This window comes from Streptomyces sp. NPDC044033, assembly GCF_056434425.1.
Map to the genome: position 1 here is coordinate 181,301 of NZ_JBWKFF010000001.1, position 24,831 is coordinate 206,131.

At 73.0% G+C, this 24,831-nt stretch carries 21 protein-coding genes; 9 read left to right on the forward strand and 12 right to left on the reverse strand.

Going from position 1 to position 24,831, the window contains the following annotated elements; all coding sequences use genetic code 11:
- Positions 1-97 precede the first annotated feature (97 nt).
- Both eccCa and AC07AB_RS00745 read right to left on the reverse strand, forming a co-directional pair.
- Positions 98-4,291, reverse strand: a complete 4,194-nt coding sequence (gene eccCa, locus AC07AB_RS00740; protein ID WP_478557830.1) for a type VII secretion protein EccCa — start codon at positions 4,289-4,291, stop codon at positions 98-100.
- Positions 4,292-4,385: 94 nt separating this feature from the next.
- Positions 4,386-4,835, reverse strand: a complete 450-nt coding sequence (locus AC07AB_RS00745) for a WXG100 family type VII secretion target (RefSeq protein ID WP_478557833.1) — start codon at positions 4,833-4,835, stop codon at positions 4,386-4,388.
- 174 nt (positions 4,836-5,009) lie between these two features.
- On the opposite strand from AC07AB_RS00745, the gene AC07AB_RS00750 reads away from it, so the two are divergent.
- Positions 5,010-5,630 (forward strand): hypothetical protein, encoded by a 621-nt coding sequence (locus tag AC07AB_RS00750; RefSeq protein WP_478557836.1) that lies wholly within the window; start codon positions 5,010-5,012, stop codon positions 5,628-5,630.
- 64 nt (positions 5,631-5,694) lie between these two features.
- Here the strand turns inward: AC07AB_RS00750 and AC07AB_RS00755 are convergent, their stop codons facing one another.
- The 5 genes from AC07AB_RS00755 to AC07AB_RS00775 all read right to left on the reverse strand — a co-directional run bounded on the left by AC07AB_RS00755 (position 5,695) and on the right by AC07AB_RS00775 (position 11,303).
- Positions 5,695-6,018 carry a WXG100 family type VII secretion target gene (locus AC07AB_RS00755; RefSeq protein ID WP_478557838.1) on the reverse strand — a complete coding sequence of 108 codons (324 nt, stop codon included), beginning with the start codon at positions 6,016-6,018 and terminating at the stop codon, positions 5,695-5,697.
- A 107-nt stretch (positions 6,019-6,125) separates the two neighbouring features.
- Complete coding sequence (locus AC07AB_RS00760) at positions 6,126-8,933, reverse strand: right-handed parallel beta-helix repeat-containing protein (protein ID WP_478557841.1); 2,808 nt, start codon at positions 8,931-8,933, stop codon at positions 6,126-6,128.
- A 223-nt stretch (positions 8,934-9,156) separates the two neighbouring features.
- Entirely contained in the window at positions 9,157-10,503 is a 1,347-nt protein-coding gene (locus tag AC07AB_RS00765) for an EsaB/YukD family protein (protein ID WP_478557844.1), read from the reverse strand.
- Positions 10,504-10,559: 56 nt separating this feature from the next.
- A complete protein-coding gene (locus AC07AB_RS00770) occupies positions 10,560-10,874 on the reverse strand; it encodes a WXG100 family type VII secretion target (protein WP_478557847.1) in 315 nt (104 codons plus the stop codon).
- 63 nt (positions 10,875-10,937) lie between these two features.
- Positions 10,938-11,303 (reverse strand): WXG100 family type VII secretion target, encoded by a 366-nt coding sequence (locus AC07AB_RS00775; RefSeq protein ID WP_478557850.1) that lies wholly within the window; start codon positions 11,301-11,303, stop codon positions 10,938-10,940.
- Positions 11,304-11,539: 236 nt separating this feature from the next.
- On the opposite strand from AC07AB_RS00775, the gene AC07AB_RS00780 reads away from it, so the two are divergent.
- The 6 genes from AC07AB_RS00780 to AC07AB_RS00805 all read left to right on the forward strand — a co-directional run bounded on the left by AC07AB_RS00780 (position 11,540) and on the right by AC07AB_RS00805 (position 16,699).
- A complete protein-coding gene (locus AC07AB_RS00780; protein WP_478557853.1) occupies positions 11,540-12,091 on the forward strand; it encodes a superoxide dismutase family protein in 552 nt (183 codons plus the stop codon).
- Between the two features lie 136 nt (positions 12,092-12,227).
- Complete coding sequence (locus AC07AB_RS00785; RefSeq protein ID WP_478557856.1) at positions 12,228-12,413, forward strand: hypothetical protein; 186 nt, start codon at positions 12,228-12,230, stop codon at positions 12,411-12,413.
- Entirely contained in the window at positions 12,410-13,210 is an 801-nt protein-coding gene (locus tag AC07AB_RS00790; protein WP_478557859.1) for a hypothetical protein, read from the forward strand. The genes AC07AB_RS00785 and AC07AB_RS00790 overlap by 4 nt, the downstream gene beginning before the upstream one ends.
- A complete protein-coding gene (locus tag AC07AB_RS00795; protein ID WP_478557862.1) occupies positions 13,207-14,142 on the forward strand; it encodes a DUF6895 family protein in 936 nt (311 codons plus the stop codon). The genes AC07AB_RS00790 and AC07AB_RS00795 overlap by 4 nt, the downstream gene beginning before the upstream one ends.
- Positions 14,143-14,260: 118 nt before the next feature.
- Positions 14,261-15,373 (forward strand): serine hydrolase domain-containing protein, encoded by a 1,113-nt coding sequence (locus AC07AB_RS00800; protein WP_478559663.1) that lies wholly within the window; start codon positions 14,261-14,263, stop codon positions 15,371-15,373.
- A 150-nt stretch (positions 15,374-15,523) separates the two neighbouring features.
- Positions 15,524-16,699: a DUF1266 domain-containing protein gene (locus tag AC07AB_RS00805; protein WP_478557865.1), complete on the forward strand. Its 1,176-nt coding sequence runs from the start codon at positions 15,524-15,526 to the stop codon at positions 16,697-16,699.
- A 135-nt stretch (positions 16,700-16,834) separates the two neighbouring features.
- Here AC07AB_RS00805 and AC07AB_RS00810 read toward each other — a convergent pair whose 3' ends face one another.
- Complete coding sequence (locus tag AC07AB_RS00810; protein ID WP_478557868.1) at positions 16,835-17,776, reverse strand: LysR family transcriptional regulator; 942 nt, start codon at positions 17,774-17,776, stop codon at positions 16,835-16,837.
- 155 nt (positions 17,777-17,931) lie between these two features.
- Between AC07AB_RS00810 and AC07AB_RS00815 the strand changes: the two genes are divergently transcribed.
- Complete coding sequence (locus AC07AB_RS00815; protein WP_478557871.1) at positions 17,932-19,212, forward strand: MFS transporter; 1,281 nt, start codon at positions 17,932-17,934, stop codon at positions 19,210-19,212.
- 39 nt (positions 19,213-19,251) lie between these two features.
- On the opposite strand, the gene AC07AB_RS00820 is transcribed toward AC07AB_RS00815, so the two are convergent.
- On the reverse strand, positions 19,252-20,079 hold the full coding sequence (locus AC07AB_RS00820; RefSeq protein ID WP_478557874.1) for a class I SAM-dependent methyltransferase: 828 nt from the start codon (positions 20,077-20,079) through the stop codon (positions 19,252-19,254).
- Between the two features lie 109 nt (positions 20,080-20,188).
- Here AC07AB_RS00820 and AC07AB_RS00825 point away from each other — a divergent pair, with 109 nt between their 5' ends.
- Entirely contained in the window at positions 20,189-22,066 is a 1,878-nt protein-coding gene (locus tag AC07AB_RS00825) for a S9 family peptidase (RefSeq protein WP_478559666.1), read from the forward strand.
- Here the strand turns inward: AC07AB_RS00825 and AC07AB_RS00830 are convergent.
- From AC07AB_RS00830 to AC07AB_RS00840, 3 genes are all read right to left on the reverse strand, one after another.
- Positions 21,975-22,832 (reverse strand): SURF1 family protein, encoded by an 858-nt coding sequence (locus tag AC07AB_RS00830; protein WP_478557877.1) that lies wholly within the window; start codon positions 22,830-22,832, stop codon positions 21,975-21,977. The genes AC07AB_RS00825 and AC07AB_RS00830 overlap by 92 nt on opposite strands.
- A gap of 149 nt (positions 22,833-22,981) precedes the next feature.
- Complete coding sequence (locus tag AC07AB_RS00835; RefSeq protein WP_478557880.1) at positions 22,982-24,118, reverse strand: anti-sigma factor; 1,137 nt, start codon at positions 24,116-24,118, stop codon at positions 22,982-22,984.
- Entirely contained in the window at positions 24,115-24,690 is a 576-nt protein-coding gene (locus AC07AB_RS00840; protein ID WP_363227501.1) for a SigE family RNA polymerase sigma factor, read from the reverse strand. Before AC07AB_RS00840 ends, AC07AB_RS00835 begins: the two co-directional genes overlap by 4 nt.
- Positions 24,691-24,831: the final 141 nt, after the last annotated feature.

Consider the following 24,831-nt stretch of genomic DNA (forward strand, 5'->3'; position numbering starts at 1 on the left):
GTCGTTCGTAGCGCTTTTCGTTCATCACGCTGGTCAGACGTGGTGCGGGTCGGTCGTCGTACGGGAAGGTTGTCGTGCAGGTCGGTCGTCGTGCGGGTCAGGCGGGTTGCTGGTCGGGCGCGTTGTCGGGAACGGCCTCGTAAGCCTCGGGATCTTCCGTTTCCACGGCCTCTTCCAAGGCCGCTCCCACGGACTCCACCGGCCCCTCCCCCTCGTCGAGGGCCACCTGCACCGCGACCGGGTCGTGGCTGCGGCGGACCAGCGTGCCGCGCCCCGGCCCATGGGCGTAGGCGCGCTGGTTTCCGATGAGGGCGCCCTCGCGGTGGTCGCCGGAGAGCAGCAGCCCGTCCGTACCGACCTCCTTGAGCTTGCTGAGCAGCGGATCGGACAGCAGGGCCCGGCTGGCACCGCCGACCCGGCGGGCCAGCATGAGGTGGAAGCCCAGCTCCGCGGCCTGCGGGATGAACTCCGCCAGCAGGGCGAGCGGGCCGCGCCCCATACTGCCCGCCGCCAGGTCGTAGTCGTCGACGACGACGTACAGCTCCGGGCCCTGCCACCAGTCGCGCGCGGCGAGCTGGGCGGCGGTGACGTCCGCCGGGGGCATCCGGGAGCGCAGCGTCTCGGCGAGCGCCTGGGCCTGCCCGGTGACGATGTCGGCGTTGGCGCCGCGGGCGCCGATGTATTCGTCGGGCACCGCGCCCAGCAGGCTGTGCCGGTAGTCGACGACCATGAAGCGCACGTCACGGGCGCTGCGGCGGGCGGCGAGCCCGCGCATCCAGGCGCGCAGGAACGCGGTCTTGCCGGAGCTGGAGTCGCCGAAGACCACGAAGTGCGGGGCATCGGCGGCGGAGGTCAGGTCGAGGCCGACGGGGCGCAGGTCGGACTCGCGGAGCCCGATGGGCACCTCGCGCTCGCCGATGGCGGAGCCGTGGCCCTCCCAGCGCTCGCCGGGCGTGGGGGCCGCGGCGACCGCCAGTTCGCGGACGGTGATCCGCTCGGGCAGGACGCGCAGCGCCGGGGCCGCGGGCCGCTGCCAGCTCTCGGCGATCCGGGACACCAGCCGCTGCTGGGCCTCGGCGAGCCCGGTCACGCCGTCCGCGCCCTCGGCCCCGTCGTCGAACCGGGGCAGCGCGATGTGGTGGATGAGCCCGGGCGGGGTCAGGCCGCGGCCGGGGACGCTCTGGCCGAGCGCGCGGGCGCTGGGCCGGCTGATCTCGGACTCGGAGGGGTCGTTGAGCCACAGTTCGAGGCGGGCGGGGATGTTGTCGCGGAGGTTGACGCGGATCTCCGCCCAGCGGTTGGCGGTCAGCCACAGGTGGACGCCCACGCCGAGGCCGCGGGTGGCGACCTCGATCAGGGTGGTGACGGCGTCCTCGTCGGCCTCGTGCAGGGCGGCCCAGTTGTCGACGGCCAGCACGATGTCGGCGGCCCGTACGCCCTCGGGCAGGTCGCCGGCGGCGCGGCGGGCGCGGAATTCGGCGGCGGACTGGAGGCCCAGGTCGCGGAACATCCGCTCGCGGGCGTTGACGAGCCGGCTGACCTCGGCGAGCACCCGGCGCACCCGCTCCTCGTCGCGGCGGCCGGCGACGCCCGCCACGTGCGGCGCGTCGCTCAGTCCGTGCAGCGAGCCGCCGCCCATGTCGATGGCGTAGAACTGCACCTCGTCGGGGGTGTGGGTGAGCATGGCGCTGAGCATCGCGGTGCGCAGGAAGGTGGATTTGCCGCTCTGCGGCGCGCCGACCAGCGCCAGGTGGCCCTGCCGTCCGACGAGGTCCAGGACGAGCGGCCGCTGCTCCTGGCGGGAGGGCACGTCGAGCACGCCGACGGGGAACTTCAGCTCGCCGCCGTACGGCCACTGGACGCAGCGCAGGCCCTTCTCCGGGTCCGCCTCCGGGTCGCCGAGCAGCGGTTCGAGGGTGAACGCCGGGGGCAGCGGAGGCAGCCACACCTGGTGTCCGGGCGTGTCCTTGTTGAGCAGCCGCTCGACGGCGACCTGGAGTTCGGTGGGGCCCGCGTCGAGCTCCCATTCCCAGCCGGTCTTCTCGCTCTCGTCGGCGGAGAGCGGCGCGAGGTCGCCGTGCACGGCGTACGGCACGGGTTCGAGGGCCGCGGCTCCCGCGCCGTCCGGGTCGTACTCGCGGTAGGGCGCGGAGATGTAGGCGACGCGGAACCGCTCGTAGACCGTCTCGTCCACCTTGAGGTAGGCGGAGCCGGGGATGGCCGGGAGGGTGTAGGCGTCGGGGGTGCCGATGACGGCGCGGGACTCGGCGGCGCTGAAGGTGCGCAGGCAGATCCGGTAGGAGAGGTGGGACTCCAGGCCGCGCAGTCGGCCTTCCTCCAGCCGCTGGGTGGCCAGCAGCAGGTGCATGCCGAGCGACCGGCCGACGCGGCCGATCTGCACGAACAGGTCGATGAAGTCGGGGCGCTGGGAGAGCAGTTCGCCGAACTCGTCGACGATGATCAGCAGGTAGGGCAGCGGTTCCAGCGGCTTGCCGTTGACGTCGGTGCCGCCGGCCGCCTGGCGGAGCTGGTACTCGCGGACCGAGTCGACGTTCCCGGCCTCGCGCAGCATCCGCTGGCGGCGCTGCTGTTCGCCGGAGAGCGCCTGGTGCATGCGGTCGACCATGGCGAGGTCGTCGGCGAGGTTGGTGATCAGGCCGGATACGTGCGGCAGCTCGGTGACGCCCGCGAAGGTGGCGCCGCCCTTGAAGTCGACCAGGACGAAGGCGAGGTGCTCGGGGGCGTGCACCATGGCGAGCCCGGTGACGAGGGTGCGCAGCAGTTCGCTCTTGCCGGAGCCGGTGGCGCCGACGACGAGTCCGTGCGGGCCGATGCCGCCCTGCGCGGACTCCTTGAGGTCCATGGTCAGCGGCTCGCCGGTGCCGGTCACGCCGATGGGGACGCTGAGGAGTTCCTTCGCGTCGGGGGCGCGGCGGCGGGCGGCGGGGTCGAAGACGGCCATGTCGTGGACGCCGAGCATGCTGGAGAGGGAGACGTGCTCGGAGAGGACCTGGTCGCGCTCGCCGGACAGGCGCAGCGGGGCGAGCGAGCGAGCGGTGGCCTCCAGGACGCCGGGGGTGGTCTCGTCGACGACGCCCTTCTCGACGGTGGCGTGCAGGCCGGGCGCGCGGCCCTCCAGGGTGAGGGTGCCGCGGCCGTCCGTACGGGCCCGTACGTCCACCCGGCCGGGCTCCGAGCCCTCCTCCTCGACCAGGCACACCACGTGGATGCCCAGGTCGGGGCCGGCCTCGGTGATCAGGTCCTCCAGGAGCGCCGAGCGGGCCCAGGGCGCCCCCGGCTCGTACTCGTCGAGGAAGATCACCAACTGGCGGCGGGGGGTGGCGTCCCGCTGCGCGACGATGCGGCTGTTGCGTTCGGCGCGGGCGACCAGGGCCTGGTCGAGGGTCTCCTGGAGGTGATCGTGGAGCCCGGCGAGGTCGTCGGCGAGCAGCGGTACGAGCTCCTGCTCGCGGCGCTGGGCCGCCGCGTCGGGGTGCTGGGCGTGCGGCAGCCACTTGGCCCAGCTCCAGGCGGAGTTGCCGCCGGTGACGACCGCGATCCGCACGTCGTCCGGCGCGTGCAGGACGGAGAGCTGGAGCAGCATCGACTGGGCCAGCTCGCGGGTGCGGGCGCGCGGGCCCAGCAGGCTGACCACGCCGGACCTGGCGAGGTCCAGCCAGGCGGCCTGCCCCTCGACCGTGCCGTACGAGCGGACGAGCTCGGCGGCGGCGTGCTTGCACTCGGCGTCGGCCTCGATGGTCGGGTCGCTCTGGTCCGGCATGCGCATCTCGGCGGCGAGCGGCACGGTGCCGGTGCCCACCCGCAGGTGCAGGAAGTCGCTGTCGGCGGGACGGCGCTCCCACACCCGGCGGCGGCGGGCGGCGATCGCCCACAGCCGGTCCGGGTGCGGGTGCCGCCAGACGTCGGAGGCCCGCTGGGCGACCCGCGAGCGCAGGGCCTGCTTGCGCATCCCGGCGAGGTACTCCAGGTACCGCTCCCGCTGCCGGTACTGGTTGCGGCGCCGGCTGCCCCGCAGCTGCATCCGTACGCCGATGGTGACGCCGACGGACACCACCACGAAGGCGATGCCCAGCAGGATCATCCACGCCTTGCCGTAGGCGACCATGTACGCCGCCATGCTCATGCTGGACAGCAGCGGCAGCAGGAGCATCAGCCAGCCCGCCGCGCCCTGGGGCTGAGGCCGCTGCGGCGGGCTGGCCAGGTTCGTCCGGCCCTCCGGCGTCGGCGGGGGCGTCGTACGGACCGGGCGGTGGAAGGGGATTCGACTCACGTTGGCTGCCTAGCGGGCTGTCGGGGGCTGCGGGAGCGGGCGGAGCGGCGGGCTCACGGCGGAGCGGCGGGCTCAGGTCAAAGCGGCGGACTCGCTAGAAGGTCATGGTGACCGCCGTCGTGTTGGTGTCGGTCACGGCCTCGGGCGGGGTGTCCTTCGGCTTGTCGTCGCCGCCGCTCTTCGCGGTCAGGCCCTCCCGGAATTTGGTGAAGGCTTCGGCGACGCCGTCCTCGGCCGTGCTGAAGTTGAAGGCGGCCATGCCGACGCCGTCCGCGAGGGCGGGCAGGACCCCCTTGTGCGGGTCCTCCTTGGTGCCGAACAGCTCGGTCATGACCCGCAGCCACTCCTGGTTCACCTCGTCGGCGTCCGAGGCGGCCTTGCCCTGCCAGTTGACTTTCAGCCCGTCCAGTGCGGTGTGGATGGTGTTGAGGCTCTTGACGACGTCGGCGCTGAGGCCCGCCAGCTCCTTGCCGGTGGTCTTCAGGCCGCTCGGGGAGACGCTGATGACGGAGGTGTCGTAATCGGCCGTGCCGCTGTCGCCCATGACTCGCCTTTCTCGGCAACTCCACTCGGGTGCCTGGGGGGTTGCTATCGGTGCGGAGGACACACCCCCGCGCTGACAATTGCTTGCATAAGTGGTAAACCTGGCGATACTCCGCAGAACCGTCGCCCGGCCGCCCGGCTGTGAGGCCGGCGCGAGAGAGACGAGGGAGACCCTGTGACCGACCCCATAACCTCGAAGTACGACACGAGCCCGCTGCCCGAGGGGGACGGCGACGATAAGCCGAGCCCCGACCACGACAAGAACCTCGACGGCCTGGTGCCGACCGACAAGGTCGCCTGGACGCAGCCGCCCTCCTTCAACGACGATCCGAAGGACATCGGGTCCGACGGCGGCTCGGAGGAGTCGCCGCAGAACTACACGCCCTCCGGCGACTTCAAGATCGACCCCTCCACGTTGCGCACCGCGGAGACGTCGATGCTCACGGAGGCCAAGGGCGCGGTCGAGAAGTACGAGGAGGTCCGCAAGAAGGTCATGGCCGAAAAGGGCTATGTCTTCGGGCAGGGCGCCAAGATCAAGGAGACGAAGGGGGAGATGCACACCTCCCTCGCGTCCGGGTACGACCCGAGCGCCGGGACCCATTACCGCACGAACCCGTTCGCCGAGTCCGCCGAGAAGTTCGGCGCGGACATCAACCCGGCCCAGGAGCGCGCGCTGCTCCAGGTCGGCTCCGCGCTGGAGAAGCTGGGCGAGTACATCGCGCTGCTCAACCACGCCGGGCAGGTCTACGGGCACACCGACCGGAAGTCCAACTTCCCCGCGCCGCCCGCGAAGTGACCCGACGCCGCAGGCCGCCGCCCCGCCCCGCGCACGCGAGGCGGGGCGGCGGCGCGTCGTCGGCTCAGCCACCGGACCCGCCGTCGTGGAGGTTCTTGACGTTGGCGCTCTCGGCGTTGTGGTAGTTCGTGTAAGAGGTCTCCATCCGCTTGATGATGTCGCTCAGCATCGACTCCAGGTCGTGCTGCCCCTTCTGGAACCACGTCTTCATCGCGTCGTACGAGTGGAAGGAGGGGCTGGACCAGTGCGTGCTGATCTTGCCCATCTTGGTGTCGATCGACGACATGTTGGTGGAGATCGACGACTTCTCGCGCTTCACCACCGCGATCGCATCCTTCAGCGCCTGTAGGTCGGCGTGCCACTCCTGCGGGGTCGGCTGCTCGGCCATCCGCGGGTCACCTGCCTTTCACCCGGTCCGATGTCCTGTGCCGCCCCCGCGCGCCGTCCGGGCCGGGCGCGAGGGGCGGTGCTGCTGCTGTCTCGTCAAACCGTCTCTCACGTGACGCCTCCCGGCGGGAGATCGGCGGGCAGGAGCGTGGTGAGCAGCTCCGCGTCCGCCGAGGCCAGGTCGAGGGCGCTCAGGTCGAGTTCGGCCACCCGCTGGGCGTGCCGCTCGGTCATCCGCTGGAAGACCTGCCGCGCGCTGCGCCCGTTGCCGAACTGCTCGCCGCGCGGCAGGGTCTCGAAGTAGCCGTGCAGCGCGTCGGTGGTCTCCGGCGTGAAGACGTACTCGTGGCTGTCGGCCTGGTGCTCGACGATGCGTACGAGCTCCGGCGTGGTGTAGTCGTCGAAGAGCAGGGTGCGGGTGAAGCGCGAGGCGAGGCCCGCGTTGGACTCCAGCAGCCGGTTCATCTCGCTCGGATATCCCGCGACGATGACGACCACCTCGTCCCGGTGGTCCTCCATCAGCTTCACCAGCGTGGAGATGGCCTCCGAACCGAAGTCCGTCACCTGGCCCTGCGGCACGAGGGAGTACGCCTCGTCGATGAACAGCACCCCGCCCAGGGCGCGCCGGAAGACGGCGGTCGTCTTGGGCGCGGTGTGGCCGACGTACTCGCCGACCAGGTCGCCCCGGTCCGCCTCGACGAGATGGCCCCGGCTGAGCAGGCCGAGCGCGGCGAGGAAGCCGCCGTAGAGGCGGGCCACGGTGGTCTTGCCGGTGCCGGGGTTGCCCGCGAAGACCAGGTGCCTGCTCAGCGGCGGCGGGGCGAGCCCGGCGTCCTGGCGGACCTTGACCATCCGCATGAGCTTCGTCATCGTGACGACTTCGCGTTTGACGCCGTCGAGGCCGACCAGGCGGTCCAGCTCGACATGGAGTTCGGCGAGCTTCGCCGCGGCCTCCTCGGCGCTCTGCTCGTCCTCGCTCTTGTCCGTACGGCCCTTGCCGTCGTCTTTGGCTCCGGCCCGGCGGCCGGCACCGGCGACGGCGGGCACGGCCTTGCGGCCCTCGCCGTCCTCCGTCCCCGGCGCCGCGAGGGTGGGCAGCAGCGGCTCGGCGACGTCCTCGACGTGGCAGTCCTCCGCGTGGACCACGGCCTCGTCGTCCCGCAGCAAATCGGTCTCGGTGCCGTCCACGGTGCAGCGGCGCAGTACGAGCCGGGAGCGGGCGGCGGCGTAGACGGCGGGGAAACGGCTCTTGGTGAGGTGGCAGTCCTCATAGCGGCCCTCGCCGCCCTCCTCGACGAACAGCGCGTTCTTCGCCGCCGCCTCGACGGTCAGGCCCAGGATGCGGGGCCGGGCCCCGGCGCGTACGACGACGCCGCTGCCCTGGGACTCGCGTACCGCTCCGCCCTCCACCACGGCGGTGCTGTCCTCCTCCAGCAGCAGCCCGGCGCCGCCGCTGCCGGTGACGGTCACGTTCTCCAGCCGGGCGCCGGTGTCCCGGCCGATCCGGACCCCGGTGTCCCCGGCGGCGGTGATCTCGCAGTCCGCCAGCAGCGGCCGGTGGGTGGTGCGCAGCCGCACGCCCTCCCGGCCGCCGGTCACGCGGCAGCCGCGCACGGCGGCGTCGCCGCCTTCCACGCTCACCCCGGTCAGCCCCGCGTCATTCACCTCGCAGCCGTCCGCGAGGAGTTCGGCCCGCTCGGTGACGCGCATGCCGTACTCGGGGGTGCCGCTGACGGTGCAGTCCCGGGCCGTGGCGCGCGCGGCGCCGCCGAGGTGTACGGCCGTATAAGCGGTGTCCCGTACGGTGCAGCCGGTCAGCGCGACCTCCGCCTCGCCCACCGCGTACACCCCGTTGGCGGCGGTACGGGCGAAGGTGGAGTCGTGCGCGGTGGCCCGCCCCGCCGCGCTGACGACCAGCGCGGTGTCCTCGCAGTCCACGGCGCGCACCGAGACCAGTTCCACGGCGGCCTCCGCCGTGACCAGCACCGCGGCGCCGGTGGTGTGGTGCACGTGGCAGCCGTCCAGCAGGACCGCGCTGCCGCCGTCCACCAGCACGCCCGCGCCGCCCGTACGGAAGATCTCGCAGTCCCGCAGCCGCACGCCCTGGGCGCCGCGGCCGTGCTGGGCGCGGGACCCGGTGGCGGGGGCCCGGTCCCGGCCTTCGGCGCGCGCGGGGGCGCCCGTGTCCGTGGCCCGGACGTCGGCAGCGCCCGCGAGGCGGCCCGCCGTCTCGCGGGTCCACACGCCCTGGCCGGTCGCCTCGTGCAGCCGGCACTCGCGCAGCGCGGCGGTGGCGTGCCCTTCCACCATGACGGCGGCGGCGCCGCTGCCGCGTATCTCGCAGCGGGTCAGCGTCGCGTGCGCCCCGCCGGTCAGCAGGGCGCCGCGCCCGGTGGCGCCGTCCACCAGCGCGTCGGTCAGCTCGGCCCGTGCCTCGTCCTCGACGATCAGGCCGTCCCCGGTGCAGCCGCCGATCGTCAGGTTCTCCAGCGTGGTGCGGCTGGTGCCGGCCAGCCATACCGCCACGCCCTCGGCCTGCCGCACCGAGCAGCCGCTCAGCAGCGCGGCCGCCGCTCCGGCGATATCGACGCGCCCGCCGGTGATCTCGCAGTCCCGCAGCACCGGTTCGCCGCCGCGCAGCAGCACCGCGGCGTCCCGGGGCGTGGTGGAGGCGATGGCGAAGCCGCGCAGTTCGGCCGCGCCCGCGTGCACGGTGACGGCGGGCCCGCGGGCCGCGACCAGCCGTACGGCGCCCTTCGCGACCAGGCTGACGTCCTTGTCCAGCACCAGGCTCTCGGTGTACGTACCGGCCTGCACGGTGATCACGGCGCCGGGCTTCGCGCTGCGGACCGCGGCCCCGATCGTGCGGTGGCCGCCCCAGCTGCCGGGCGCGACGCGCTGAGCGGCGGCCCTCATGGGGCGCGCCTCGGGCCGGCCTGGAACGGCCCCGGCGCGGCTTCGTTCGCGGGCGCGGCCGCGTACGGCGGTGGCGTCGGCCGCCCGGCCGAGGACCGTCCGATCACAGGCCGTCCGATCACGGACCGTCCGATCACGGGCCATCCGGTCACCGGCCGCCCGATCACAGGCCGTCCGGCCACCGGGCACCCGGCCGCGGACCGTCCGGGCACCGGCCGCCCGGTCACAGACCACTTCCCAGGTTGGCCAGCCAGCCGAAGAGGCCGAACACCCCGGCGGCCAGCGGCAGTCCGGCCAAGGAGAGGAAGGTGGCGAGGCCCCCGGGCCAGGTGGGGCGCTCGGGCTCGATGGGGCGCAGGACCGCGCCGAAGGCGAGGAACAGCCCGCAGGCGACGAGGACGATGCCCACGGCGAAGGCGGCCAGCGGCCCCGCGACGGTCGAGCCGAATACGTACTCGGGCACCCGTACGGCCAGTGCGAGCAACCCCACCACTCCGGCGGCGAGTTGCGGGATCACGCCGGTCAGCACGCGCACGGAACCGGCCTGGAGCAGCAGCCCGACGCTGACGACGGCGACCAGCGCGAGGCCGCAGGCGCCGCGGGAGGCGCTCAGGGTGAGCAGGGAGGCGGCGAGGAACGTGCCGGACACGACGCTGAGCAGGGTGAGCAGCCCGTTGCCGCGGCGGACGACGGCGGCGATCTCCCCGGGGTCCAGGGCGGCGGCGCCGGTGTCGGGGCCGGAGGGCACGAGCACGGCGATCTGGCTGGTGATCCGGGGCAGCAGCCCGGCCAGCATGAACAGCACCGCGGCCAGTACGGCGGCGGAGCCGGTCAGGCCCGCGTGCAGCGCTGTCAGCGGCACGACGAACAGCATGGTGGCCACGGTGAGCAGTTGGAGCACCACGGTGGAGGGGGCCGGCAGCGCGATCAGCCCGGCGAGCGCGCCGAACACCGCGCAGATCGAGACCAGGACCGGCGTGACCACCGGGCCGTGAGCCGGGGCGCCCAGGCCGACACAGGCCAGCAGGGGGCAGGCGGCCAGCGCCAGGAGCTGCCGCACGGCGTGCGGCAGCGGCCAGTTCTTGCGCTGGGCGTACCAGGCGAGGAGCGCCGAGCAGAGCGCTGCGAGCCCGAACAGCACCACGGACAGGCTCGCGAGCCGGTGTGCGCCGAGCCAGCCCGCGGAGGCCGCGGCGACCGCGAGCCCGGCGCCCACGACGAACTGGGCGCGCCGCCGTCCGTTCCACAGACCGCTGGTGTCCTGGGCATTGGCGACCTGCTCGTCGAGGTCGGTGACGGTCAGCTCGCCGAGCTCCGCCGCCCGCTGGTCGCGCAGGTAGAGGATGGCGCCGTCCACGATGCCCGCGGCCGCCAGCGACTCGCCGGGCGCCATGGGGTTGCCACCCGACTCGGCGAGCGACCAGACCGGGGGCATGGCCTCGGGTTCGGTCTGGCCGCACAGGGTGGCGAGCCGGGAGGCGTACTCGGCGATCGGGGCCTGCGCGGGGAGCGCGAGGTCGACCCGCCTGCGTTCGCCGACCACGGTGACCCGGCAGCGTTCATCGGGCACGGATGTTTCCTTCGGTGTCGGACCGCATGGCCGCGAGCCCGCGGGCCGCGGTGGGGTCAGTGCCGCCAGGTGGACATGTTCGACCACTCGGCGTCGCTGTAGTTGTTCCAGTTCACGTGCATGGCGGTGGCGATCCGCCCGAGCACGCCCTCCGGCCCGAACAGCCCGTCGGCCGCGAGGTCCCACTCATTCTGCATGTCCTGGTAGTACGTGGCGGCCTGGCTCTCCCGCCAGGCGTCGACCAGCGGGGCCAGCTGGGACTTCAGCTGCTGGAGTTCGCCGGAGATCTCCGCGGCCCGGGCGTTGAGCACACCGCCCGCGGCCGCGAGCCCCTCGCCGACGTAGATCGGCGTGCCGTCGATATCGGCCATGAAACGCTCCTAGGAATGCGCCCGCCCTGGCGGACGGATCGAGCAAGTGGATGCGAGGCCCGCTCAGTTGAAGTTGGTGCCGGCCGGCGTCTTGGGCACGTCCTCGCCCAGCGCGGCGAGGTTCGTGAGGTTCTGCTGCTCGGAGTCCTTGTAGTTGACGAAGTTGCCCTGAAGCCCCTTGGAGATCCCCTCCAGGGCGTCGTGGAGCATCCGCGCGTAGATGTCGTACTCCGTCATCAGGGTCTGGAACTGGTTGTGGGCGAGCCCCTGCCAGCTCGCTTCCAGGCTGGTCACATAGGTCTTCAGCTCCGCCAGCTGCCCGGCGATCTCCGCCGCCGTGGACATCGTGTTGCTGGAAGCGTTGGCCAGGTACTCGGGGGTCACCCGGTAGGTGACACCACCGACGCTCACAGAAGGCTGGTCAGCCATGGTGGAATCCGCCCCTCTTCGCTGATGCCTCAGCAGTCAAACACCGTCCCAACCATGGTCGGGACCGTGAGAGCCCGGATGGGCAGCATCTGAGCAGGATGTGAGCACGAAAGGCGCGGGATTCGGGTTGTCCAGATACTCGGTAGTGGGCAGCCCCCCTTCCCGCAATCATCCGAGGCGGCAAGAACTGTCCCAGGATCCCCATCCGCATCCGATCTTCCCGTCAGGGAGTGGACGTGCCCTTCGTTGCGACCATGCTGACCGCGGCCATGGCCTTGAGCCCGACCGCCGGAGTGCGCAGCACCACCGTGACCGTCGACGAGCACTTCGGCTCCGCGAGCCACCCCCCGTACACGGCCGTCACCCACGCCCCGGCCGCCGTGCCCGAGGGGAGCCGTGTGGTGGTCACCGAGCGGCGGCGCGAGGGCGGTGGCACGTCCCTCGCCCTGCGACTGGAGGGGGTGGAGGCGCACCGCACCTTCGGCGCGCACGTCCACTCCAAGCCGTGCGGCGCCAAGCCGGAGGACTCCGGCCCGCACTACCAGGACGTACGCGACCCGAAGCAGCCCTCCACCGACCCCGCTTACGCCAATCCTCGCAACGAGGTGTGGCTCGACCTCACGACGGACGAGGACGGCGACGGGCGTTCGCGCGCGGCTCAGGGCTGGCACTTCCGGTACGGGGAGGCGCGGTCCGTGGTCGTCCACGAGCACGCGACCGAGACCGAACCCGGCCACGCCGGCATGGCGGGGGCGCGCCTCGCCTGCGTGAACGTGCCCCTCGCCTGACGCCTTGAGGAGGCGGGGAACGCGCTCTGGCGCCCGGCCGTCCCGCCAACGAGCGCGATGTGACGTATCGGGTTAAATTGGACAGAGCATCGGGGCATCACCGGCTGTGGTGATGAATCTCTGCGAAGGAACGAAAATGCCTGTCCAGACTCTCAAGCCCACTGGCCTCGCACTCGACAAGGAAACCCTCGGTCACCTGATGACCCAGCCCGAAGCGCCGCTCAGCGACGCTCCGGTCCCCTCGCCGGACGGCGTCGGGGGCGGGTCCGGCATTCTGCTGGCAGGGCTGGCCCTCTCGCCCAAGGGGCCGAAGCGCAAGTGATCTCCGAGCGGTCACGGACCGCCCACAGCGAATCAGCCGGCCACTTGGCCGACCGTGCCCTCGACGTCCTCCGCGGCGTCGGGGGCACCGCTGTGGCGGCGGCCCACGTGGAAGAAGCGGACGACCCGGCGGTCGCCCTCGGCGCGGTGCGCATGCTCGGCGCCGACGTCCTCGCGCCCTACGCGCTGACCGGACGGGGCCTGCCCCCCGGTGAGGCCGAGGCCGTGCGCCTCGCGCTCGACGCGATGCCGCCCGTACAGCCGCCGCCCCCCGCGCCGCCCGCGGGGGACGAACAGCCATGGGTCATGGCGTGGGCCGACTGGGGGCTGCTCACCCTGCTGTCCCGCACCGACCCCGCGGAGTCCGCCCCCCTTGAACCACCCCGCCCCCAGGGCCCTCCCCGGTGCGACGACTCCGCGCCCCGCCACCTCGCGCCCACCGCGGCGGCCGGTCCGGACGGCGACGGCGCGGTACGGGAGGGCTGGGTTCCCTGGTCCGTACGGATGGGCCGACTCGCCTCGCTCGCACTCCCCGGCCTGGACGGTCCCGTGCACGAAGCCGCCCGGCAAGGCGTCGTGGGCCTCGCCCGCGGAGCGGGCCGCGCCACCCTGCGGCGCGACTTCGCCACCGCCGCGCGCATCGCCCGCTGGCTGGCCTGGCTGCACGCCGAAGGCGTCGCGCTGCCGCTGGACCCGGCGCCGCTGACGACCTACATCCAGTTGGCCGGCGGCGACGGCGGACGCCTCGCCCTGGACACCGCGATCGCCCGCCGACTGCTCGGCCTGGAGCCCGTATGAGCCCCCTCCCGGCGCGGACCGCGCACGACATCAGCAGCCGGGCCCTGGCCTGGCTGCACGCCAACCGCGAGTACGGGGCGCTCTCCAAGCTCCCGCGCGCCGACCTCGACGAGGAGGGAGAGGCGTACAAGGCGCTCGCCGAGACGGCGCTCGCCGCCTCCCTGGTCCTCCGCGACGGCGCGGCCGGGACGAAGGAGCTCACCCTCGCGCGCGAACTGCTGGACTTCGGCTGGCGACAGCTGGGCGACGGAACACTGCTGTACGAGCGCCTCCTGCGGCACCCCCTCCAGACCGACCCGCTGGAGACCTACGCCCACTTCGCCCGCGCCGGCTACCGCCACGCGCTGCTGGAAGGGCTCCTCGCCCATACCGTCACGCTGCGGGCGACACACGCCTGCGAGCACATTCCCAACCGCCGCCTCGCCGTCGCCAACGCCGCCCGCATCACCGGTTACGACCACGGCGCCGGCGCCCACGACTGGTCCGCGCTGACCCGGGCGACCTGGCTCGGCAGCATGCCAGAGCCCTGGCACATCAACTGGCTGACCGGTTACTCCGTCACCCACACCGTCTTCCACCTCACCGACTGGGGGCGCCTGCCCGGCGGGCTCCCCGGCGACGTCGTCGGCTATCTGCGCGACTGGCTGCCGATGTGGACGGACGTCTGGTCCGAGATCAGCCAGTGGGACCTGATGGCCGAGCTGATGATCGTCGGCAACTGCCTGCCCGAACCCTGCACCGAGGCCGAGGACTGGCAGCGGCTGGCGGAACTCCAGCACGCCGACGGCCTGGTGCCCCGCGACGACAACCCCGTCGACGACGACCCGGCCCAGCGCTTCGAGGACCACCAGCACACCACCATCGTGGCCGTCGTCGCCGGGACCCTCGCCCTCGCCCGGGCGCTGGACGACCCGGGGCGGTCCGCCGGGTGAGGCCCCGCAGCGCATACGCCCCGGACCCGGCCCTGACCGCAGCTCCGGCTCCGGCTTCGGCTTCGGCTTCGGCTCCGGCCCTGGCCCCAGCTGCGGCTCCGGGTCCGGCGTGACCGCCATGGACTCCGACGAGGTGCCGCACGCGCTGCTGTCCGCGGCCCCGGGCGCGAGCGCCGTCGTCGTCGGTGTGTACCGCGAAGGGCAACGGACCTTCCACGCCCGAGGCAGCACCGCGCACGAGGGCGGCGTCCCGGCCGACGCCCGTACGCGCTTCGAGATCGGCTCGATCACCAAGACGTTCACCGCTCTGCTCCTCGCCGAACAGACCGCCCGCGGCGAGGTGGGCCACCATGACAGCGCCGTACGCCATCTGCCGCCGGGCACCCGTTACCCGGCCGGCGCCGACGCCATCACCCTGACCCACCTGGCCACCCACACCTCCGGGCTGCCCCGGCTGCCCCCGGGCCTGCTGGCCACGGCCGGCCGGCGGCTCTTCACCAACCCCTACTCCGCCTTCACCGGCGCGGATCTCCTGCGCGCCCTGTCCCGCACGCGGCTGCGTTCCCGGCCGGGCAGCCGGCTGCGGTACTCCAACTTCGGCGTGGGCATCCTGGGCCACGCCCTGTGCGGCGCGGCCGGCGGCGGCCTGCTGTACGGGGACCTGCTGGACTCCCGCGTCCTGTCGCCGCTCGGCCTGAGCGGCACGAGTTGCTCACCGCGCACAGGCGGCGAGGGGTCCGAGGCCACCGGCTACTGTCACCGTCGGCCACGGCCGCCCTTCGACATCCCGGGCATGCCCGCCGCCGGAGCGGCCCGAGCCGACGCGCGCGACCTGCTCGCGTACGTGGAGGCGCTGGCGTGCGGCGCGCATGGCGGCACGGCCCGTACGGACACGGCACCGCCGGAACCGTTGCGCGCGGCACTGCCGGAGCCGTTGCGCGCCTCACCGCCGGAGCCATTGCGCGCGGCGCTGCGGGACGTCACCCGGCCCCGGCTCACCATGCCGCGCGGCAAGGACGGCCTCGCCCTGATCTGGAACGTCCGGCCCCGCCCCGACGGCTCCGCCCTCTACCACCACTCGGGCGGCACTCGCGGCTGCACCGCCTTCGCCGGATTCAGCCCGCACCACGGCACCGCCCTGGTCGCCCTCGCCAACTGCGCGCCGGAGCGCGGCAATACGCTGATCCAGGAGGCGTACGACGCACTGGTCAGGCTGGTCCGTACGGCCTGAACGCAGCTCTCCGGCCCCGCCCCGAAACTCCCTCGCCCGCAGGAACTCCCGAACCCGCGCCAACTCCTGAGCTCACCTCGGCGACCCTCGATATTCAGGGGTCCGGCAGCCCGCCGATCCGCTCCTCGCCGTCCTCAGTAGAGTTGGCCGGTGAGCACTTCAAGGGCGCGCGCGAAGACGGTCACTCGCTCATGGCAGCCGGTCACCGAGGTCGAGCGGGAGCTGATGGAGGTCGCGGGGCGGGGTGATTCCAAGGGCTGTCTGCGGGTACTCGCGGGGGTCGATCTGGTGGGATACGTCGCCAAGGACCAGGTCGATGCCGGGGGCGACGCGCCCTGGCGCAGCGTCTCCAGCGGCTGCCTGATCGTCCGCACGGTCGGCGAGCGGCTGCCTCGCCGCGCGGGCATCGTCGCCGTACGCACCACCCTGGACACCCTCGCCCGCAATTGGACCGACCCGCGCCTCGCCCTCCTGGTCAACCCGGGCACACCCGTCGAGATGTATCTGACGGCCCGCCCGCGCGACCTCCTGCGCTGGAAGCGGCTCTCCAAGAAGGCCACCCGGGACATCCCGAAAGACGAACGGCCCATGCGGCTGCTCACCAAAGCCACCGGCCCCCTGAGCGGCCCGCTGGCGCACGGGCTCGGCTGCGGGGCGCTGCTCGCCGTGACCAACGGCGTGATGTGGAACGACCTGGACGACGTCTACGACGACTACGAACAGGACCGCCACCTCCTCCGCGACCTGTGGGGAACGTCCACCGCACGGGACTGGCAGGCGAACATGGACACGCTGCTCGCCGCCGAGAACAGCCCGGCGGAACCGGAGTTCGCCCTTCGGGTACGCCAACGGCTCACCCGGGCCTGGCGCGTACAGCCCACCCACGACGACTGGCGCCGCGCCTGCACCGAGGCGCTCGACGAACTGTCGGCGCCGCCGGGCGCCGATGCCGAGATCCAGCGGATCATCGGGCGGATCCTCGCCTACGAGGCGCGGTTCAGAGCCGACGGGCTGCTGCCGCCCGACTCCGTCGTGACCAGCGCGGTCGCCTACGACTACGGGCGCGGGGTCAACTTCGCCCGCTGGGGGTTCAGCGCGCGGCTCTGCGGAGCCGATGCCGCGCAGGCGGCGATCGTACGGGCGGGGGCGCTGAGCCGGGAACACTACGCGTCGTGGGCGGAGTTCTCGGCGGGGTACGCGCTCGGCCGGCTGCTGCGGTTCGACGGCGACGAGTTCGGCGCCTGGTACGCGAGTGTGCTGAAGCCGCACAGGATTCTCATGGACGATCCGGCGGGGCCTTGGCGGGCCGTTCCCTGGGAGGCGTAGGCCGCTGGGGGCGTAGGCCGCTGGGGGCGTAGGCCGCTGGGGGGCGCCGACGGCCGCGCCTACGGGCCTACGGCGCCCGCCAGCGAGCTTTTCGGGCTCCCGGCAGGCCGTGTCGGCGGTGCCGTCCGCGTCGGTTCACCGCGCCCATTTCGGCACCCAGGTCCCGGGGTCGGCGGCGTGGCGGCCCGGCCGGGGCCGTGCTGCCGCGAAGTGGTCGCGGAGCCCGGCGAGCGCGGGGTGCGGGTTGTCGCCGCGCCAGATCAGCGAGTGCGGGTAGACCGGCGTCGGGCCGTGCACGGCGATGCGCCGCAAGTCGTCCTCGGGAGGCCAGACGAGGCGGGTCTGCTCGCCGACGAAGGACGCCAGTACCGGCGAGTCGGCGATCGTGTCGAGGAGCGGTTCGGTGCCGAAGCCGGGGCCGGTCGCCTCGATGGTGAGCCCGAACGCGGCGGCGAGATCGTCGTAGTAGGCGGCCCACTCCGTACCGGCGACGATCCCGGGCATCCAGATCCTGTGCCCGGCGAGCTGCGCGGGGGTGACGGCGCGGGCGTCGGCGAACTCGTGGCCCGGGCCGGTGAGCAGCTGGATGGGCTCGTCGTGGACGCGGACGGCCTCGATGCCGTCGGGGAGCTGCCGCGCGGGCACGGTGACGGCGCGGATGGAGGCGTCGACCGTGCCCGACCGGACGGCGGCGACGGCCGCGTCGGCGTCGAAGAGCGTCACGAGGTCGAGTTCGGTGCCGGGGTGCGCGCGGTGGAAGCCGCTCATCAGCCCCGCCGGGGCGAGCCGCCGGCCGATCACGTCGACGCGCAGGGCGCGGCTTCCGGGCCGTACGGAGGCGGCTGCCCGCTCTTCGGCCTGGAGGAGCTCGCGGGCGTGGGGCAGGAACGCCTGTCCGTCGGCGGTCAGCCGCGCGCCGCGCGCGGCGCGGGTGAACAGCCGCACGCCGAGCCCCTTCTCCAGCGCGGCGATGCGTTTGGAGACGGCCTGCTGGGTGATCGAGAGGCTGCCGGAGGCTTCATAGAACGTCCCCGCGTCCGTGACGGCTACGAAAGCGCGCACGGCATCGAGGTCCACGCTCGAAACCCTAGCTCGACAACCTGTGGTTGTCGTCGCAGGGGCGCGTCGGTTGTTTGATCTGCCGACCCGCCGCTGGCTTTGATGTGCCGGTCGGTGCGGGGCTGTTCGTTCAGAGGGCGTGGGGGATGCGGGAGACACGGGAAACGCAAGAGATGAGAGAGGCCCGGCCCAAGAGGTCATTGGGGCGGCAGTTCGGGTGGCTGTGGACGGCGTACTCGGTCAGCGCCTTCGGCACCTGGCTCGCGTTCGACGCGTTCCCCCTGATCGCGATCCTTGTGCTGCACACCGGGCCGGCGAAGGTGTCGTTCCTGGCGGCCGCCGGTACGGCGGTGGGCGCGGTGGTGGCGGTGCCGCTCGGGCCGTGGATCGAGTTCCGCCGCAAACGGCCGGTGATGGTCGTGATGGACCTGATCCGGTTCGCGGCGCTGGCGAGCGTCCCCGTCGCGTTCGCGCTCGGGTGGCTCGGCTTCTCCCAGCTCCTGGTGGTGTCGGTGATCGTCGCGGCGTCCGGCATCACCTTCTCGGCAGCCGCGGGCGCCTGCCTCAAAGCCCTGGTACAGCCCAAGGACCTGATCGTCGCGAGCGGCCGGTTCGAGGCGACGACCTGGACCGCCACCGTGCTCGGCCCGCCGCTCGGCATGGCCGCGATCGGGGTGTTCGGCCCGATGCTGACCGTGGTCGCCGACGCCGTCAGCTATCTGCTCTCGGCAGCGGGCATCCGCGCGATCGGCGGCTCGGAGCCCCGGCCCGTACGGACCGAAGCGCCGCGACGGCGCGGCCCCGGCTCCGTACTCGACGGATGGCGGTACATCCTCGCCAACCCGGCGCTGCGCCCGCTGCTCTTCAACACGGCCGCGGTCAACAGCCTGATCATGGCGCCTGTCCCCCTCCTCGCCGTCCTCATGCTCGGCCGCCTAGGGTTCGCGCCCTGGCAGTACGGGCTCGCCTTCGCGGTGCCCTGCCTAGGCGGCCTGATCGGCTCACGGCTGGCTCAGACACTGGTCACACGGTTCGGCCGGCACAAGGTCATGCGCACCGCCGGCGCGCTCCGAGCCTGCTGGCCGCTCGGCCTGGCCTTCATCCGCCCCGGCCTCCCGGGCCTCGTGCTCGTCATGGCCGTGGAGTTCGGCCTGATCTTCTTCGCGAGCCTCTTCAACACGGTTTTCGCCGCCTACCGGCTCGACCACACCGCGAACGACCGGATCGCCCGTACGCTCTCCGCGTGGTCGGTCACGACCAAGGCCACGACCGCGATCATGACCGGACTATGGGGCCTGCTGGCCGCCATCGCCGGCCCCCGCACCGCGATAGCCATCGCGGGCCTCCTGCTCCTGGCAACCCCACTGCTACTGCCGAGGCGCGCCCGCCCCCAGGAGGGCGGCCAGGCCCCCAACCACGAACCGCAACACGAACGGGAAACACCCCGCACATAACGCCCGCCACCCCCTGAAGGCCCCCGCCCCGGCAGCCGCTCAGGGACGAGAAGCGCGCAACGAGTACATGAGAGGGACGCGGGGCCGGTCCGCGGGCAGGCGGTAGTAGCCGTCTCTGCGCTCCAGTGAGCCGAATCGCGGGAAGAGCGTGACGTCGTGTTCGTGCAGGAAGTCGACGCGCAGCCCGGCCGCGGCCAGGGCCGAGACCACGTCGCCCAGCGTGTGCTGCCACTCGACGCTGCGGTTGCTGACCGTGGGCGCGTCGAGGTCCGCGTACGTGCCGGGGCTCTCGTCGACCCAGGGTTGGCGGCTGAAGTAGTCGTAGGTGACGTGTGTGCCGGTCTCGTCGTCCAACGCGTCGGTCATCGGGTGGAACTCGGCGAGGTAGAGGAATCCGCCGGGCGCGACGAGGGCGGCCGCGGTCTCGGCCCAGCGGACGATGTCGGGCAGCCAGCACAGGGCGCCCACGCCCGTATAGACGATGTCGTACGCGGTGTCCGGCACGGCCTCGACGGCGTCGTACACGTCGGCGGCCACGAAGGAGGCGCGGTCCGGGCCGAGGCCGAGGCTCGTGGCGAGGTCGCGGGCGGCCTCGACGGCGGGCTCGGAGAAGTCCAGGCCCACGACCTGCCGGGCGCCCCGGCGGGCCCAGGAGAGGGTGTCGAGTCCGATGTGGCACTGGAGGTGGAGGAGGGTACGGCCGGTCACATCTCCGACCTCCTCGACCTCGAACCCGCGCAGGGAGTCCGGGTCTCGGCGGAAGGCGTCGAGGTCGTAGTACTCGCTGCCGACGTGGATGGGCACACGCTCATCCCACATCGCGCGGTTCGCCTCACGCCAGTCGTCAGGGGCCATGGGTCTGTGCATGCCGGTGAGGTTATCCACAGGCTTGGACCCTCGCCAGCGGGTTGTCACCGCCCCGGCGCAGAATGGGGGCATGACACAGAGCAACGGATCAGCCGCGTCGCCGTCGTCCATGCCCGACTGGGAGAAGCGATTCCGAGCGCCGCGCGTCGGCCTGCCGGACTGGGCCGAGGACGCCCCGGACCGCTCGCTTTTCGTGTCGAACGCGACGGGCACCTTCGAGCTGTACGCGTGGGACCGGGCCACGGGCTCCCAGCGCCAGGCCACCGACCGGCCGAACGGCACGACGGACGGGGTGCTGTCGCCCGACGGCGAGTGGATCTGGTGGTTCTCGGACACCGACGGCGACGAGTTCGGCGTCTGGATGCGCCAGCCCTTCTTCGGGTGGGAGGACGGCTCGCGCGAGGACGAACCGGCGGCACCGGGGCTCGCCCCCTCGTACTCGGGCGGCCTGGCGCTCGGCCGCGACGGCACGGCGGTGGTCGGCCGCTCCACGGACGACGAGGGCTCCTCCATCCACGTGGTGCGGCCCGGGGCCGAGCCGGTGGAGATCTACCGGCACCGGGAGTCCGCCGGCGTCGGCGATCTGAGCCACGACGGCACCCTGATCGCCGTCGAGCACACCGAGCACGGCGACGCGATGCACTCGGCGATCCGCGTCACGCGCCTGGACGGGACGGTCGTCTCCGAGCTGGACGACACGGAGAACGGCACCGAGGAGCTGGGCCTGACCGTCATGGGGTTCGCGCCCCGCCCGGGAGACACCCGGATGCTGGTCGGGCACCAGCGGCGCGGCCGCTGGGAGCCGATGATCTGGGACGCGGTGACGGGCGAGGAGACCGCGCTGGCCATCGAGCTGCCGGGGGACATCGGCGCCGAGTGGTATCCGGAGCCCCACGCCGACTCCCCCGCCGCGAGCGAAGCCGATGGCGGCGCGGGCTCGCTGCTGATCTCCCACAGCTTCCAGGCGCGCAGCGAGCTGTGGCGGTACGAGCTCGGCACCGGCGAGCTCGTGCGGGTGGAGATCCCCTCCGGCACGGTCTCCGGCGCCACCGCGCGCCCGGACGGGACGGTGGAGTTCCTGTGGTCCTCGGCGGCGCAGCCGCCGGTCGTACGGTCCACGAGCGGCCGCGTCGTCCTGGACCCCCCGGCTCTGCCCGACGGACTCAGCAAGGCCCCCGATTCGGTGCCGGTCACCGACGCGTGGGTGGACGGCCCGGGCGGCAAGGTGCACGCGCTGGTGCAGCGGCCGGCGGGCGAGGGCCCGTTCCCCACCGTCTTCGAGATCCACGGCGGTCCGACCTGGCACGACAGCGACGCCTTCGCGTCGGGCCCCGCCGCCTGGGTGGACCACGGCTTCGCGGTGGTGCGGGTCAACTACCGGGGCTCGACCGGCTACGGCCGGGAGTGGACGGACGCGCTCAAGCACCGCATCGGCCTGATCGAGCTGGAGGACATCGCGGCGGTCCGCGAGTGGGCGGTGGACTCCGGCCTCGCCGACCCCGAGCGGCTGGTACTGGCGGGCGGCTCGTGGGGCGGCTATCTGACGCTCCTCGGACTCGGCGCCCAGCCCGAGGCGTGGGCGGTGGGTCTCGCCGCGGTCCCGGTCGCCGACTATGTGACGGCCTACCACGACGAGATGGAGGCCCTGAAGGCGATGGACCGCACGCTGCTGGGCGGCTCCCCCGACGAGGTGCCCGAGCGCTACGCGGCGTCCTCACCGCTGACCTATGTGGACGCCGTACGGGCTCCGGTCTACATCTCCGCCGGGGTCAACGACCCGCGCTGCCCCATCCGCCAGGTGGAGAACTACGTGCGGCGCCTGGAGCGGCGCGACCACCCGCACGAGGTGTACCGCTACGACGCGGGGCACGGCTCGCTGGTGGTCGAGGAGCGGATCAAGCAGCTCCGGCTGGAGATCGAGTTCGCTCAGCGTCATCTGAGCCGCCCGGCCGCCCAGGACCGCCCGGCCCCGGCTCCTCAGGGGTGATGCCGAGCGCGAGATCCCGTTCTGCCTCGGCCTCACGGCGCAGCAGCCGGAACCACATGAAGACGACGAAGCCCGCGAAGACGAACCACTCACCGGTGTAACCGAGGTTCTGGAACGCCTTGAGGTCGAGGCCGCTGTTGGGAGGGGCGGCGGCCGGGACCGGCGTCAGGCCGGCGCCGCCCTGGGCCGTGGTGATCCAGGCGTCGTACACCCCGTACGGCACGATATTGACCAGCGATGCCGCGCTGATCATGCCGAGCTGCCCCTTGGGCAGGCCGGTGCCGTTGTGCACGCCGCGGGTGCTGGGGCCCTCCGAGGACTGGAGCGCCCCGGTGACGGTGACCTCGCCGGCCGGCGGTGCGGGGACCTTGGCCACGTCGGCCTTGGAGTCCGCGTCGCCGGGCAGCCAGCCCCGTACGACGGGCAGGGCCTTGCCGGCGTCGGTCCGCAGCGGGGTGAGCACGTAGAAGCCGGTGCGGTCGTCCAGCTCCCGGTCCGGTACGAGCAGTTGGTGGGCCGTGTCGTACCGCCCGGTGGCGCTGGCCTGCCGTCCGGAGGTCTCGGTGCTGACGGGGAGCAGGCCGGCCAGCGGCTCGGCCTTCGCGGTCTTGGCGTCGTCGGCCTGTACCTGCTGTTCGCGGTGCGTGTCGACGCGCGTTTCGAAGCGGCTGAGCTGCCAACTGCCCATGAACAGGCAGAAGGGGATGGCCAGTACGGCGAAGAGGTTGATCCCCCACCAGCGGGGAGTCAGCAGGAACCGATACACACCCCCACGGTACGGGCCCCCCACAACGGGGCCTCTCCCGCCCCCTTCCAGTCACGGGCGGGCGGGGCGGGCAACGCGGTGCCGAGGGAGGACGGGAGGGGATGGGGCGGGGGGGCGGGGGGGGAACGAGGGAATCGGTCGGGGCGCGGCTACGAGTCGCCCGCGAGGGCTCCCGTGCGGTAGATCGTCCCCGCGCACGCCCCCGGGATCGTCGCACTGGCCGCCTCGGGCTCGCCGACATCCGGGACGTGGGTGAGCTGCACGCTGCCCGTGGGCTGCGGAGTGCCGGGGTCCTCGGCGCCGGACTTGCTCCCGCCGACCGCGAGTACCTCCGTGGAGGCGGTGGAGGCCGCCTTGGACGAGGTTCCGGCGCTGGTGCTGTTCCCCGGGGAGGGCGAGCCGCCACCGCCGCCGGGGCTCGGCGTGCCGCCACCGCCGGTCGAGCAGCCCCCGGAGCCGTGGCCCGCGGCCGGGATCCAGGCGAACTCCACCGCGTACGCCTGGCCGGGCTTGAGGATCACGTCGCTGGGGGCGGTGGCCGGGTCGGGCAGGCCCGAGGCCGCGTCGCCCGTGGTGTGGTCGACGACGGAGATGTTCGAGCTCTTGGTCCCGCCCTGGGCGGTCGCCGAGACGGCTCCCCCGCTGTCGACCGTACAAGAGCGGTCGGAGGTGTTCACAACCCGGAAGCTGCCGTAGATCCGGCCGTCCTTGTCGGGCGGGCCGACCTTCGCGGTGCCCTTGCCGAGCTGGTCGCGGCCGCAGGTCGGCGAGGTCGCGGCCATGGTGTCGGTGGTGTCCGGGGACGGGGTGCCGGAGGCCCCCGAAGGTCCGTCGGGCTGGTCGTGGCTCTTCTTCCCGCCCGGCGTCCCGCTGTCCTTCTGCTCCTCTTCGGACGAGCTCTCCTGGCCCGCGCCGCCCCCGCCGGTGCCACTGCCGCCGCCGGTGTGCTCCTCGGGGGCCGTCTGATGGGCGCGCTGGCTGCTGGCGGTGTTGGCGGACCGGTCGTCGGTGGCGTCGCCGGTCGTGGCGGCGTGGAAGAGCGCCGGTACGGCCGTACCTCCGAGGATCACCGCGGCCGCGGCGCCGACGAGGGCCTGCCTGCGGCGCGTACGGCGCGCGGGCACGGCGCGCCGTAGGTGCTCCAGCGAGTCGGGGTCGGGTTCCAGATCACCGACGGCATCGCGCAGCAGGCTGCGCAACGCCTCCTCGTCGAGGGGTCCGGGATCACCGCTCTGGGGCCCTTGCGGACCCCTCGGATCCTCCGGGCCGTGGTTCTGATCGTTCATGCGGGGGCCTCCATGGCGACGCGGAGCGCCGCGATGCCCCGCGAGCCGTACGCCTTGACCGAGCCGAGCGAGATGCCGAGGGTCTGAGCCACTTGCGCCTCGGTCATGTCGGCGAAGTAGCGGAGTACGAGTACCTCGCGCTGGCGGCGCTGCAGTCCGCGCATGGCCGTGATCAGCTGATCACGCTCCAGCAGGTCGTACGCGCCCTCTTCCGCGCTCGCCATGTCGGGCATCGGCTTCGAGAGCAGCTTGAGGCCGAGGATGCGCCGGCGCAGCGCGGAGCGGGAGAGGTTGACGACGGTCTGCCGCAGGTAGGCGAGGGTCTTCTCCGGATCACGGACCCGGTTGCGCGCGGAGTGCACGCGGATGAACGCCTCCTGCACGACGTCCTCGCACGACGCCGTGTCGTCCAGGAGCAGGGCGGCCAGACCGAGCAGCGACCTGTAGTGGGCGCGGTAGGTCTCGGTGAGATGGTCGACTGTGGTGCCCGCTGCCATCGCCTCGTCAGTGTCCCCGCGTTGGGGAGGTATCTGAGCAGGGCGGGCGGCAGGCCAGGGCGCGATCACCGGCATACCGCCCGACGTACGAGAACGCGGGCGCGCTGAAGCGCTGCCGCGTCCTGGGGCGGTTGCGATGCTGATGACGTCTGCCACGCAAGTTGGACACGCTTACCCCCCTCAGGGTTGTACGCGTAAGGCACCGCTTTTGACGAC

Coding starts and splice junctions, on each gene's coding strand:
- AC07AB_RS00745 (WP_478557833.1), bottom strand. CDS start 4,835: ATGGGCGACAGCGGCACGGCCGATTACGACACCTCCGTCATCAGCGTC.
- AC07AB_RS00755 (WP_478557838.1), bottom strand. CDS start 6,018: ATGGCCGAGCAGCCGACCCCGCAGGAGTGGCACGCCGACCTACAGGCG.
- AC07AB_RS00760 (WP_478557841.1), bottom strand. CDS start 8,933: ATGAGGGCCGCCGCTCAGCGCGTCGCGCCCGGCAGCTGGGGCGGCCAC.
- AC07AB_RS00770 (WP_478557847.1), bottom strand. CDS start 10,874: ATGGCCGATATCGACGGCACGCCGATCTACGTCGGCGAGGGGCTCGCG.
- AC07AB_RS00775 (WP_478557850.1), bottom strand. CDS start 11,303: ATGGCTGACCAGCCTTCTGTGAGCGTCGGTGGTGTCACCTACCGGGTG.
- AC07AB_RS00785 (WP_478557856.1), top strand. CDS start 12,228: ATGCCTGTCCAGACTCTCAAGCCCACTGGCCTCGCACTCGACAAGGAA.
- AC07AB_RS00795 (WP_478557862.1), top strand. CDS start 13,207: ATGAGCCCCCTCCCGGCGCGGACCGCGCACGACATCAGCAGCCGGGCC.
- AC07AB_RS00800 (WP_478559663.1), top strand. CDS start 14,261: ATGGACTCCGACGAGGTGCCGCACGCGCTGCTGTCCGCGGCCCCGGGC.
- AC07AB_RS00815 (WP_478557871.1), top strand. CDS start 17,932: ATGAGAGAGGCCCGGCCCAAGAGGTCATTGGGGCGGCAGTTCGGGTGG.
- AC07AB_RS00820 (WP_478557874.1), bottom strand. CDS start 20,079: ATGCACAGACCCATGGCCCCTGACGACTGGCGTGAGGCGAACCGCGCG.
- AC07AB_RS00825 (WP_478559666.1), top strand. CDS start 20,189: ATGCCCGACTGGGAGAAGCGATTCCGAGCGCCGCGCGTCGGCCTGCCG.
- AC07AB_RS00835 (WP_478557880.1), bottom strand. CDS start 24,118: ATGAACGATCAGAACCACGGCCCGGAGGATCCGAGGGGTCCGCAAGGG.
- AC07AB_RS00840 (WP_363227501.1), bottom strand. CDS start 24,690: ATGCCGGTGATCGCGCCCTGGCCTGCCGCCCGCCCTGCTCAGATACCT.